Origin of the sequence: Sorangium sp. So ce128, assembly GCF_051525245.1 — a bacterium.
GTDB lineage: Bacteria > Myxococcota_A > Polyangia > Polyangiales > Polyangiaceae > Sorangium > Sorangium cellulosum_B.
Window position 1 is genome coordinate 2,935,686 of record NZ_CP150313.1, and the last position, 12,642, is coordinate 2,948,327.

9 protein-coding genes are annotated in these 12,642 nt (G+C 74.4%); 2 read left to right on the forward strand and 7 right to left on the reverse strand.

What is annotated here, in order from left to right:
* From WME82_RS11485 to WME82_RS11500, 4 genes are all read right to left on the reverse strand, one after another.
* Entirely contained in the window at positions 1 to 1,674 is a 1,674-nt protein-coding gene (locus tag WME82_RS11485; protein ID WP_438042861.1) for a protein kinase domain-containing protein, read from the reverse strand.
* 140 nt (positions 1,675 to 1,814) lie between these two features.
* The gene (locus tag WME82_RS11490) at positions 1,815 to 2,846 is read right to left on the reverse strand and encodes a diacylglycerol/lipid kinase family protein (protein WP_438042862.1); all 1,032 of its coding nucleotides are present in this window, start codon (positions 2,844 to 2,846) and stop codon (positions 1,815 to 1,817) included.
* Positions 2,847 to 4,076: a hypothetical protein gene (locus WME82_RS11495; protein WP_438042863.1), complete on the reverse strand. Its 1,230-nt coding sequence runs from the start codon at positions 4,074 to 4,076 to the stop codon at positions 2,847 to 2,849.
* 156 nt (positions 4,077 to 4,232) lie between these two features.
* Positions 4,233 to 5,513, reverse strand: a complete 1,281-nt coding sequence (locus WME82_RS11500) for a hypothetical protein (RefSeq protein WP_437870541.1) — start codon at positions 5,511 to 5,513, stop codon at positions 4,233 to 4,235.
* A 396-nt stretch (positions 5,514 to 5,909) separates the two neighbouring features.
* Here WME82_RS11500 and WME82_RS11505 point away from each other — a divergent pair, with 396 nt between their 5' ends.
* Positions 5,910 to 7,253, forward strand: coding sequence for an MFS transporter (locus tag WME82_RS11505; RefSeq protein WP_438042864.1), 1,344 nt, complete (start codon positions 5,910 to 5,912; stop codon positions 7,251 to 7,253).
* Between the two features lie 202 nt (positions 7,254 to 7,455).
* Positions 7,456 to 8,244: a CPBP family glutamic-type intramembrane protease gene (locus tag WME82_RS11510; RefSeq protein WP_438042865.1), complete on the forward strand. Its 789-nt coding sequence runs from the start codon at positions 7,456 to 7,458 to the stop codon at positions 8,242 to 8,244.
* Between the two features lie 5 nt (positions 8,245 to 8,249).
* On the opposite strand, the gene WME82_RS11515 is transcribed toward WME82_RS11510, so the two are convergent.
* From WME82_RS11515 to asnB, 3 genes are read right to left on the reverse strand one after another with little or no spacing between them, the layout of a single operon-like run.
* A complete protein-coding gene (locus tag WME82_RS11515) occupies positions 8,250 to 9,659 on the reverse strand; it encodes a phospholipase D-like domain-containing protein (protein ID WP_438042866.1) in 1,410 nt (469 codons plus the stop codon).
* Complete coding sequence (locus WME82_RS11520; RefSeq protein ID WP_438042867.1) at positions 9,656 to 10,621, reverse strand: diiron oxygenase; 966 nt, start codon at positions 10,619 to 10,621, stop codon at positions 9,656 to 9,658. The genes WME82_RS11515 and WME82_RS11520 overlap by 4 nt, the downstream gene beginning before the upstream one ends.
* A complete protein-coding gene (gene asnB / locus WME82_RS11525) occupies positions 10,618 to 12,642 on the reverse strand; it encodes an asparagine synthase (glutamine-hydrolyzing) (RefSeq protein WP_438042868.1) in 2,025 nt (674 codons plus the stop codon). Before asnB ends, WME82_RS11520 begins: the two co-directional genes overlap by 4 nt.

Genomic DNA, 12,642 nt, shown 5'->3' on the forward strand with positions numbered 1-12,642 from the left:
CTAGAAGTTCGGCCGGGCCGGGACCGGCAAGGCAGCGCCAGAGGTCTTCGCGCCCGCCCGCGAGGGCGCGGTCCGTCGCGAGCCGGCGCTCCGGGGCGCCGGCGCGGGCTCCCGCGCGTGGGCGCTCGCGGTGGGGCTCTCCGCCGGTCCGAGGCGGGCCGCGCCGGCCGAGGGCTGCGGCTCGGCCGTGCGGGCTGGCTCGGGGCGGCTCTCGGGCGCGAGGCCCTGTGCGGTCGATGGTGCGGCGGCGGCGGCCTGCGGCTGGCCCTGCGACGCAGCGAGCGGCGCCGAAGGCGCGGGCTCGGCGCTGCCGTCCCGCGCGGTCATGGCGCGCAAGGAGAACAGCGCGGCGCCGAGGATCACGAGCGTCGCCAGCCCCGCCGCCGCGACGACGGCGACGCGCCGCCGGTCCCCGGTCGGGCGAGCGGCCTCCTGGTGGACAGGGTGTACAGCGACCTCCTGGTGGTCCTCGCTGCTCCTCTGCGCCCGCACCGCCGGCCGCTCGGAGATGTGCCGCTGCTGCGCCCGCACCGCCGGCCGCTCGGAGAGGGGCCGCTGCTCGCCGTCGCTCAGCCAGTGCACGGCGAGCGAGGTCCCGGTCACGTCCTCCACGACGCCGTTCTCGGTCGCCCAGCGCGCGAGCGCAACGCCCATCTCGCGCATGGTCCGCCACCTGTTGAAGCGCTCCTTCCCGAGGCCGCGCGCGATGATGGCCCACAGCGCCTCGTCGCCCACGCCGAGCGCGGTGATCGGCGTCGGATCCTTGACGAGGATCGCCGCCACGAGGTCGTGGTAGTTGCCGCCCTGGAACGGCTTCTGGCCGGTGATCGTCTCGTAGAGCACCACGGCGAACGCCCAGACGTCGGTCTGCCCGTCGACGTCGGTGATGCCGCGCGCCTGCTCGGGCGACATGTAATCGGGGCTGCCGAGCACCGTGCCCGCCTTGGTCATCTCGCCGCTCGCCGTCTCGCTCCACACCTTGGCGATGCCGAAGTCGACGATCTTCGGGGTGATGTCGCCGCGATCGTTCTTCACGAGGAAGATGTTCTCGGGCTTGAGATCGCGGTGGACGATCCTTCTGTCGTGCGCCGCGGCGACGGCGCTCGCGATGGGCAGGAGGATGCGGAGCGCCGCCGTGGGCGAGAAGCGCTTCCTGCGCTCGATCGCCTCGACCAGCTGCTCTCCCCGGAGCACCTCCATCACGATGTACGGGTCGCGGTGCTCGGACTCCCCGAAGTCGATCACGCGGACGATCGAGGGGTGATCGATCCGCGCGGCGGCGCGGGCCTCCTGGTGGAGGCGCACCGTCGCCTCGGTCGAGTTGACCTCGCGCCGGATGAACTTGATGGCGACGTCGATGTTGAGGATGTCGTTGTGGGCCAGCCACACCATCCCCATGCCGCCCTCGCCGAGGACGTAGCGCAGGCGGTATTTGCCGCCGATCACGTCGCCCTCGCGGTAGATGCGCCGCGCCGCCTTCCCCGGAGCGGGCGACGGCGCGCTGGCCTCCGGAGGCGGTGTCACGAGGGACGGATCGATCAGCTCCGGGTCGAGCGAGTCCGGAGCGCTGGCGCGCGGGAACGCCGCAGACGATGCGAACGAGCGGCTCGCGCTCTCGGGCCGCGGGGTCGAGTCCGTCGACGAGGCGGGCGCGGAGGAGGAGCGCGGCGGCATGGAGCGAACGCAGTCTAACTTTGCTGGCCTCTCACAGCCATGGTCTCGCGCACCCGTACGTCGCTGCCTGCCCGCGCGCCGCTGCCTGCCCGCGCGCCGGCGCGCCGGCGGTGCATGGTCAGCGCGTGATCCGTGCATGATCAGCGTACGATTCCGCAGGGATGCGCGCGCTCGCCGCGGGCGCACACATCGTGCGACGTGCGCCGGGGGCCGGCGGGGCGATGGCCGGACTTGTGCTCCACGAGGATCTTCACCCGCGGGCCGATGCGCACGGTGAGCGGGCCTGCGTGCTCGTGCACGTCGCCGTCGCAGACGTAGTGGACCACGCCCGACCTGGCCTCGAGCACCGCGCGCCGGGCGATCTTCTCGAACGTGTGCGCCTCGCCCATCGGCCGCGCTCGCCAGATATCGGGCAGCTTCCTGACGAAGCCGAGCGCGGAGGTGTGGATGCCCAGCATGTGGAAGCTCTCCGGGCGCTCGTCGTGGCGGTGGAACGGGCGGAACCCGAGGCCGATCTGGTCCACCGTGCCGGCGGCGACGGCGAGGTAGTCGCGGTCCGGGAACGCCGAGCCGTCCTCGAAGTGGACGCGGCCTTGCCAGCGCGCGGCGACCTGGGTGCCCGTGTTGAGGAGCACGGCGGCGCTCGCGCGGGCGAGGACCTTGGCGGCCCAGAGCGCGCTCCGCTCGTCGCTGCGGTTGTACTCGGCGATGAAGCCGTGGACGCAGCCGGTGCCGAAGATGAAGCCGTAGTGGGCGCCGATCTGCATCACGTGGCGCTCGATCCAGCGCAGCGGGTGCCGGCCGCGTTCGGTGTAGCGGGCGATGAGCCCCGCGAGCAGGCCGTCGGGGCGCCCGCGGGGGACGCCCACGGCGTTCGCCACGGTGTTCATCGTCCCGCCGCGCAGGAAGGCGATCGGCGGCAGCGGCTCGTTCTCGTAGACGTCGAGGAAGCCGGTGATGGTGACGTGGTTCGTGCCGTCGCCCCCGGAGATGCCGAGCACGTCGATGTCGAGCTTCCGGAAGTCCTCCGCGATCCGGGCGAGGTCCTCGCGGGAGCGCGCGGCGCGGACGACGCCGTGGTCGCCGAGCGCGCGCGCGAGCCGGACCGCCGCGCGGGGATCGCTCAGGTTCTGCCGCGAGCGGGGGTTGATGATGACGCCGATGCCGCCCATCTAGCGCCGGCCTCGCGGCGACTTCCACCGCGGGTTGAGGTGGACCCGCACGACGTCCGCCATCAGGCCGATGTGGGCGCAGTGATCGGGCTTGTCGTCGCCGGTGTACCCGCGGACGTGGAAGTCGCCGCGGTCGAAGCGCCGGATCATGTCGAGGCCGAGCACGTCGGCGCGGGAGGAGCCCCTCGGCTTGCCCCGCAGCTGCCGCACGATGAAGTCCGCCGTCTCCGCCGTCGACGCGTAGCCGGGCGGCAGGATGGAGGAGTGGCTCATGAACATGAACGCCTCGCCCGCCGCGGCGCGCCTCGCGAACGCGATGAACGGCTCGATCTGCGCGACCTTGAGCTTGTGCTGCTGCTCGTCGGCGTACCCGGCGTGGAGCGAGTCGAGCAGCACGAGGGCGTCGACCCGCTTGCCGGCCGGCTGCCGCAGGATCTGCTCGACGGCGCCGTAGCCCGCGCTCCACGACGAGAGGCCGAGCTTGCGGATGTAGGCCTTCTTCTTGCCGGTCTTCTTCGCGACGGCGCGCTCGATGCTGTCGAGCAGGTTCTCGAAGACGTACGGCGCCGAGAACGCGCTCGAGTACGCGCCCGAGCCGATGCCCAGATCGATGCCGACGAGGACGGCGCCCTCGGCGGTCTTCACGAACTCCTTCCGGAGCGCCTCGTGGCCGTGGAAGTGGATGATGACGTCGAAGCCGCCGCGCTTCGTGACCCCGCCCCGGTGGGGCATGATCATCTGCCCGATCGAGGGCGCGCGGGACCACCGGTCGTAGACGCCCCAGCCCGGATCGGGCGTCATGCACGGGTTGATGTCCCCGCGGCGCTTCTTCGAGGGGGTGGCGCGGCTGCTCGTCGCCCCGGGCCTGTCGCGCCGCGCCGCGCTGCGCTCGGCCGGATCGCGCGCGTCCGAGGCCGCGCCGCCGGCGCCGCCGGCGCCGCCCGACGGCGCGCCGGCCCCGGCGGCTCCGTCCGTCGGGGGCGGGCCGCCCTCCGCCGGAGGGCTGTCGGCCTGCGGCGTGGCGGCCTGGGCGGCGGCCGGAGGGCCGTCGGCCTGCAGCGAGGCGACGTGCGTCGCGGGCGGAACGTCGTCGGCCTGCGGCGCGGCGGCCTTCGGAGCGGCCGTGTCCTGCGCCGCTGCAGGGGGCGCGGCGAGCCACCAGGTGGCGGCGAGCAGCGAGAGGAGCGCCCATCGCCCGGACGGCCGGCGGGCCTGCAGGGGGTGTCTCATGTCGGGAGCGCCTCCATTCCATGGAACGGCGTGCGGATCGAGCGCTCGGTGCAGGGCCGTCGCCGCGCTGTGTTCGCGGGGACACCCCGCGGGAGTTCTGTGGTCGTGCAGGGGGCAGGCGCGCCCCCTGCGCCGGCCGGCGTCACGCTGCCGGCGTCACCCTGGCGGCGGCTTCCCGTGGGTGAGGGCGGCGCCCGCGTCGGCGGCGGCGAGGATGCGCTCCTCGGCCTGGGAGGCGAGCTTCTCGACCGCCGCGGCGGCGTCGGCGGGGGGCAGCGAGCGGAGGAACTGGATGAACTCGAGCTCGAGGCCGGGCTTCACGCCGCTCAGGACGAGCACGATGGGGATGGCCGGCTTCTCGACCTCGGCGAGCTCCGTGGTGCGGGCGCGCCAGCGGCCCGCGCCGAGGGCGAGGCGGAAGGCCCACTGCGCGCCGAGGCCGATGAGGAGGCCCGCCATGACGCCCGCGACGAACAGGTCGGCGTCCCTCGGGGCGAGGAGGGCCGCGGAGAACCCGCCGATGGCGGCGCCGATCACGAGGCCGGGCTCGCCGCTGTTGTGGGCCGCGGCGGTCTTCAAGATCTCCGCGGCCTGCATGCCCGGGCGCCCGCTGCGGACCGCGTCGCGCAGCGGGAGCAGCGTCGCGAGGCGGCGCATCGAGGCGGCCCGCACGCCCAGGTAGCTGATGAAGAGGGCGCAGACCGTCAGCCCGACGCCGACGCTCACGGCCACGCGCCGCGAGAAGACGCCCTGAGGCAGCGGCTCGCGGACCATCGCGGTGAGCGCGCGCTCCCGGTCGCGCTCCGCGTTCGCCTTGAACGCCGCCTCGGCGTCCTTCGTGGCCTGCGCGACCTTGTCGGCCGGGATGTCGGCGACGAGCGAGAGCAGCTGCTTCGCCGCCTCGAACTGCTCGGCCTCCGCGGCGCCTGGCGGCGTGATCGCGGCCGCCTTGGCGATGGCCTCCCAGGCGGGGATGGCGTTCACCCGAGCCCCCAGGAGCGCCTCGGTCGCCTCGCGGCATCCCGACAGGGTCTTGACCTGCTTGTAGAGCGGCTGGGCGGAGGCCCACGCGCCCTGCTTGTCCGGCTCCTTGGGCTTCGGCGGCGGCGGCGCGTTGCGCGGCGGGCGCCCCTTCGTGGTCGTCGCCGGCGGGGGCGGCGCGGGGGGCGCCTCGCCCGGGTCGGGCATGCGCGCCGATTTCGCGGCCGCCTTGAACAGGTCGATCTCGACGATCAGCTTCTCGCCGGCGAGGGCGCACGCCCGCGCGGGCGCGACGCGGGCCTCGGACTCCTCGGCCTGGCGCCGCGCGCCCGGGTCGGAGACGAGCCTGCCCTCCACGGTGACGAGCCGGAGGACCGCCACGGCGATGCACAGGACGAGGATGGCCGAGGCGATGAAGGTGGCGCGGACCTCCTCGCGCCGGGTGTACTCGTTCACGCTGGCTCCCTCGGAAAGACCGGAGATGGGCAAGGCGCCGGCCGGGTCGGCGCGCGGTCGGCGCGCGCGAGCGCGGCCGCACGGCCGGAGCGGCACGAAGCGCCACGATCGGCGTCGCCGCCGTGACGGCAGGGGGACACCGAAGGAGCGTGAGCCCGTCGCATGCAGTTCACCGTTTAAACCAGATGCCGGACCGATACCACAGCGTCGCTCGCGATGGAGTCCGCTGCGTCCTCACGGCGTCGCGTCCTCACGGCGTCGCGTCCTCACGGCGTCGCGGCCTCACGGCGTCGCGGCCTCACGGCGTCGTGTTTGCTTCCACGGTCGTGCGCGGCGGTCGGGCGTCCTGGAACTTGCTCCGTCCCGGGGCGCATCGTGTAAGGGTGCGGAGAAGGCGTGGAGGCTGCCGTTACATCCCACAAGCCCGTCGAGCCCGCGGCCCCGGCGCGCGCCGCGCTGCCCGAGCCGGGAGCGGAGGCGCCGAGGCGTGACGCCTCCGAGGAGGCGCCTGGTGAGGCGGCGTCGTCCGGCGTGGCGGCGGCGCCCGACGCGGTGGCGGGAGGGGCGAGCCGGGGCCTGTGGATCTCGTCGACCTACTTTGCCGAGGGCCTGCCGTACGCGATCGCGCACAAGGTGGCGGGGGAGTTCTTCACGGCGGCGGGGGCGAGCCTGGAGATCATCGGGCTGACGTCGCTCTACGGGCTCCCGTGGAACCTCAAGTTCCTCTGGAGCCCGCTGGTCGACCTCCACGGCAGCCCGCGGCGCTGGCTCGTGGCGGTCGAGATCGCGCTCGCCGCGATCGTCCTCGGGCTCGCTGCGGCGGCGGACAGCGGCGCGATCTGGCTCGTGGCGGCGCTGTTCGGGGCGGTCGCCGTCGCCGCAGCGACGCACGACATCGCGGTCGACGGCTTCTACCTGCAGGCGCTCGACAAGGACGCGCAGGCGGCGTTCTCCGGGCTGCGGGTCGGCGCGTACCGGCTCGCGCTGCTCGCGGGCGCGCTGCTTGTCGCGTTCGCGGGCTGGGCGTCCTTTGGCGCGGCGTTCGCCGTCGCGGCAGGCGGGCTCGCGCTGCTCGCGATCGGGCACGCCGCGGGGCTGCCGCGCCCGGCCGCGACGCCCGGAGCCGGCGCCGCGCCAGGAGCGACCGGGCTGCGGCGCTACATCGAGCCGTTCCGTGTGTACCTGCGGCAGCCGCAGATCGCGTCGAGCCTGGCGTTCATTCTCTGCTACCGGGCAGGGGACGCGCTCATGTTCGCGATGTCGTCGCCGCTGCTGAAGAGCCTCGGCCTCGACACGGCGGCGCGAGGCAACGTGGGCGGGGTCGGGACGGTCGCCTCGATCGCCGGCTCGATCCTCGGCGGGGTGATCATCAAGCGGTGGGGGCTCGCGCGGACCATCTTCCCGATCGCGCTCGTGCAGAGCCTGGCGATCCTGCTGTACGTGGCGCTCGCGTGGGCGCGGCCGGCGCTCCCGTGGGTCGTCGCGCTCGTCACGCTCGAGCAGCTCGCCGCCGGCGTCGGGACGGCGGTGCTCGCGGTGTTCCTGATGCGGCGCTGCGTGGACGGGTACAAGTCGTCGCACTTCGCGATCGGGTCGGCGCTCATGTCGGTCTCTGCGACGTTCGCCGGCAGCGCGAGCGGCTACCTGGCCGCCAGCGCGGGGTTCACGGCGTTCTTCGCGATCGCGTTCGCGGCGTCGATCCCGGGGGTCGTCCTGTCGCGCCTGGTGCCGCGCGAGTAGCATTGCTGCGGGAAGTTGCCCCGAATCAGCAGAAGAACCGCCAAGCGCGCCAGGGCCGCCAAGAGATGAGGGAGAGGGCCATCCCGGCTTCCCCCTCTTCTTTATCCCTGTGTCCTGGTTTCTTTGCGCCTTTGCGTTGAACTCTCTGTCCGGACCTCCGGCGGGTGGAACCAGGTAGATTGGACTCGTCCGCGCGATCCCGATGCAAGAGCCCACGTCCGCCCTCTCCGAGCCGAAGGCGCGCGCCGACCGCGCGCTGAGCCTGGTCTCCCTCGGCCTCCTGGCGCTCCAGGCCGCGCTCGACGCGCCCGCGTTCCCGCGCGCGACGCTCGCCGTCGCCGCGGCCGCGGCCCTGGTGGCGCTGCTCGCGGCCCGCGTGGCGCAGGGGCCGGCGCGCGCCGTCGCGGCGCTCGTGGCGTGCATCGTGGTGGCGATGCGCCTCGGCGTCGTCTGGCAGCTCGCCATGATCCTGGCGCTCGCGGCTTACGGCGGGCTCGTGCGGCTCGCGCCCGCGCTGCGTCCGCCCGAGGGCTGGCGCGCGGCCGGCGGGCTCCCGAAGCGCTGGACGGCGCTCGTCGGCGGCGTCACGCCGGTCGCGCTCGTCGGGTGGCTCGCGCTCGCCCGGCCCGACCTCCGCGACATCACCGGCTCGGAGCTGCTCCAGGTGTCGACGCCGGTGCTCATCGCGGGAGGCGCGGTCTTCGCCGTGCTGAACGCCACGCTGGAGGAGGTGATCTGGCGCGGCGTGCTCCAGCCCAGCCTCGCGGCGGCGTGGGGCGCGCGCATGGCGGTGGTCCTGCAGGCCGCCTCGTTCGGCGCGCAGCACGCGCACGGGTTCCCGCGGGGGCTGCTGGGCGTCTTCCTGGCGGGCAGCTGGGCCGTGATGCTGGGCCTGTTGCGGCAGCGCTCCCGCGGGCTCTTTGCGCCCGTGCTCGCGCACATCGTCGCGGACGCGACGATCGCCGCCCTGGTGATCGGCATGCTCCGCTGATCGCGTCAGGGCCGGAGGCCGAGCAGCTCGAACGCGCCCAGCAGCGCCGAGCGCGCCCACGACCCCCGGCCGCTCGACGTGCGCCGCGAGGCGGGCAGATCCCAGAGCCGCTCGAAGTGCGCCGCGAACGCGGCCACGAAGGCCGGATCGCGGGTCTCGAGGTCGGTCTCGAGCCACGCGCGCGAGAACGAGTTGGGCGTGAAGTTGGCCTGGCCGCCCACGAGCATCGGCCGAGCGCCCAGCCGCGCCGCGGTCTTGAGGTGCATCATCGCCCCGCCGCGCGAGTCGTGCACGCGCAGCGTGAAGCGCTCCGGCCACCGCGCCTCGGCCTCGATCGCGCGGGTGATCCCGTGGTGGTTGACCAGGCTGCGGATGAGCCACGCCGCCGCGGGCGGCAGCGGGAGCGCGTCGATGGAGTCGATCAGCACGCGCACCCGGGCGCCGCGCGCCGCCGCGCGCTCGAGCGCCTCGAGCATCGGCAGGTCCGAGAGGTACGTGGTCGCGACGAGGAGCTCGTCGCCCGCCTCCGCGCCGTCGAACAGGTCCGCGAGGCGCGCGCGGATCGCCTCGTGCTCGACGAGCGCGCACGTCTCGTCGCCCGCGGCGGTGAGCGCGCCGGGCGGGGGGAGGGGGATGCGCAGGCCGCCGGCGTACCCCGGCACAGGCGCGAGCGTGGGCGTCGGGGAGGCACACTCCGTCCCGGGATCGTCGGCCGCGCGCGCGGCGTCGGACGTGAGCGCGTGAAGCGCGGCGCGGCCCTCGGCGCCGATCGCCTGCGGAATGGTGAGCGCCTCGCCGATCGCCGCCATCGCGACGCGCCAGAGCCGGCGGGCCACGGCGCCCGTCAGCCAGAACAGGTTCTCGTGCCAGTCGAACGCCGCGTCGATGAAGTTGTGCGACGTGATCGCGCCGGCGCGCCCGCCGTCGATCACCAGGTTCTTCCGGTGATCCTCGACGTTGTGCAGCACCTGCCAGCGGTTCTGGTGCTCGACCCAGTCCTCGATCGACACGCGCGCGTGGTCGAGGTGGAAGTTCATCCGGGGCAGGAGCCGGCGGCGCCGGTCGAACCGCGCGCCGAACAGGCAGGCGTTCAGCACGAGGACGCCCGCGTCCGCGAGGCGCCTCCGCACCAGCGCGCCGCGGCGGCGCGTCAGGGCGGGGTTCGCGGGCGTGTTGCTGTCCAGGATCACGACGACGGTCACATCGGGCCGCGCGCGCTTCTTGGCGATGAGCCAGTCGGCGACGGTGTCGGCGTAGGGGAACGCGCCCGGGCGCGGCAGCAGCGTGGTCTGGTCGCCGTTCGCCGCGAAGAGGTACATCTGCAGGACGACGCTCCGCTCGGCGGCCTCGATGAGGTCGCGACACGCGGAGAGGATGCCGTGGCTGTCGCCGATGTACGCGAGCCCGGAGCTCACGCGGGATCCATGCGCAGCGCGCGCCGCAGCGCCCAGCAGAGGGCCGGCGCGCCGGCGAGCCCGCGGCCCTCCAGCTTGCGCGTGAAGCTCTCGGTGCCCCAGCGATCGGACTGCGTCGGGGCGCGCGCGCCGAGCCGCCGCCGCTGCGCGGCGTCGAGGCCCAGCTCGCTGCCGGCCGAGGCCACAAGGCGGCCCCAGGCGTCGCCGACCACGCCGTCGACGTACACCAGGAAGGGCAGCGCGAGGGCTGTCTGGATGGCGGCGAGCCAGCGCGGACAGCGCTCGTTCAGGTGCAGGAGCACGCGCTCGTCGATGGCGACGTGCGGCGCCTCCTCGCGCGCGTGCAGGGCCATGATCTCGGCGACGAGCGCCGCGCTCTGGTCGGGCCGGGCCTCGATCGCCCGCGGCACGAAGAGCGTGATCTCCTCGAAATACCACGCGAGCAGGAAGAACGTGCCCGCCGGGGCGAGGCGCAGCGCGGCGTCGTCGCCCCGGCCCCAGCGCAGGAAGCGCGGCGAGGCCGCGTCGGTCGGGTAGAGATCCGGCCGGAGCCTGTGCAGGAGCCGGCGGAACATCTCCGCGTGCGTGCGCTCCTCGGCGATGAAGCGGGCGACGACGGGCGCGGACAGGTACGGCGCGCGGTGGGCCGACCGCTCGAGGTACCGGATCACGTAGCCCTCGAAGTGGATGAACAGCTCGCACGTGAAGCACGCGAACAGCCGGTTGATCGCGACGCGCTGGCGCTCGGTGAGCCCGAGGCCCGCGACGTCCATGTAGTGCGCCTCGGGGATCACCAGCGCATCGGGCGGGATCGGGCGCGTCCAGTCGATGCGGTCCCAGCGCCGGCGCACCGCGGTGTGGAGCCGGTCCTCCCTCGCGGCGGCCTCTCCGTCGTGGGACGGCGTCCGAGAACTGCCTTCGTGGCCGGAGAGCGCGGGATCGGCGGAGATCTGGAGGCTCACGATGGGACCGTCCTCTCGGTCGACGCGACCGCGCGCTCGTCTGCGGCCGCGCGCTCGTCTGCGGCCGCGCGCTCGTCTGCGGCCGCGGGCGCTGGCGGCGACCACGTGGGCAGCTCGCACAGCCCGCCGCCGAGGAAGAGGTGGTGCCACAGCTGCGTGGTGACCACGGCGGTGTAGCTCCCGTCGGCGACGATCCGCCGCGGGGCGAGCGCAGGCAGGATCCGCTGGAAGCGCTGCTCGCGGGCGACCTTCGCGGGCGAGAAGTAGCCCGTCTTTCGCAGCGACTCGGGGCTCACGAGCTGCGCGATCCAGCGGGGCTGGGGCCCGAGCGCGCAGAGCGCGTGGGCCTTGAACATGCCCTTGGGCGGGTCGGCGACGTCGCGCGGGAGCACCCGCCGCGCCACCTCGCGGAGGAGCCACTTCTCCCGCAGCCCGCGGAGCTTGTACAGGGGCGAGAGGCCGCTGGCGAGGTCGACGAAGGCCTCGTCGAGGAAGGGGTAGCGGTGCTCCACGCCCGAGCGCATCGCCGCGCGGTCGCCCTTGCCCACCAGGAGGTGTCCGGCCAGCATCAGCTTGTACTCCACGTAGAGCGACCGATTCAGCGGATCCCAGCGGCGCATCCGCGCTGGCGCGATGTCGAGCTCGGAGAACGGGTCGTGGCCCGCGACGCGCTCGGCCATCGTATCCGAATAGAACAGCCAGCGCGCGCGGGAGAGCGGCTCGTACAGGTCGAGCAGGCTCGGGCGAACGTCGCCGAAGTGGTCCTGGAACGTGGGCGCGGGTGTGCCGGGCGCCGCGAGCTCGGCCAGCGTGTCGCGGATCGCGCGCGGCAGGGCGGGGTGGACGCGCGCGAGGCGCTCCATGGCGCGGTGGGTCTTGTGCCAGACGTAGCCGCCCATCGCCTCGTCCGCGCCTTCGCCCGTGAGCACGACCTTGAACCCCCGGCGCGCGGCGCGCTCGGCCAGCAGGAGCACGCACCCGTCGGCCGTGTCCATCACGGGGCCCTCGGCGGCCTCCACCACGCGCGGGAGGGTCTCGAGGATCTCCGTCGGCGAGGGCACCAGGGTCTCGAGCCGCGCGCCCAGGCGCGCCGCGCTGCGGGTCGCGCGGCGGCGCTCGTCGGGCCCGGCGCCGTCGAAGCCGACGGTGAACGACGCGATGGGCGCGTCACCGCGGGCCTCCCGGGCGAGGCCGAGCACCAGCGTCGAGTCGAGCCCGCCGCTCAGGTACGTCGCCACCGGGCCGTCGGAGACGAGGCGGCGCTGCACGGCGTCGCGCAGGCAGGCGCGCGTCTCCTCGATCAGCGCGTCGAGCGAGGCGACGCGCCGCTCCTCGCCCTGGGCCGGGAAATCCAGGTCCCAGTAGCGCCGTTCCTCCACCGCGCCGCCCTGCGCGCGGAGGTAGTGCCCCGGCCAGATCGAGCGCACGCCGCGGAAGCACGTCCGCCGCGTGCCCGCGGCGAACAGCGAGAAGACGTGGTCGATGCCCGCTGGATCGACCTCGGGGCGCACGAGCCCGCTCGCCAGGATCGCCTTGATCTCCGAGGCCCAGAGGAGCCAGCCGTCCGCCTCCGCGTAGTGGAGCGGGCAGATCCCGATCCGGTCGCGGCCGAGCAGCAGCGTGCGCGCCTCGCGATCCCAGAGCGCCACGGCGAACTGCCCGCGCGCGCGGGAGAAGGCGCCCTCGCCCGCGTCGAGGTAGAGCCCGGGCCATAGCTCGGTGTCGCACCGCGTGCGCAGCGTGTGCCCGCGCGCAGCGAGCTCGCGACGCAGCTCGGCGTGGTTGAACAGCTCGCCGTTGTACGAGGCCCACACGCGGCCGCCCGCGTCGGCCATCGGCTGGCGGCCGCCCGCGACGTCGACGACGGCGAGGCGCCGCGTGGCCATGGCGATCCCTGGCGCTGAAAAGGAGGCGCCGTCGTCCGGGCCGCGGTGCCGCACGCTCGCCGCCATGCGGTCGAGGCGCGCCGGATCGAACGTGCGTCGCCCGGCGAGGTCCAGCGCTCCGACGATGCCGCACAT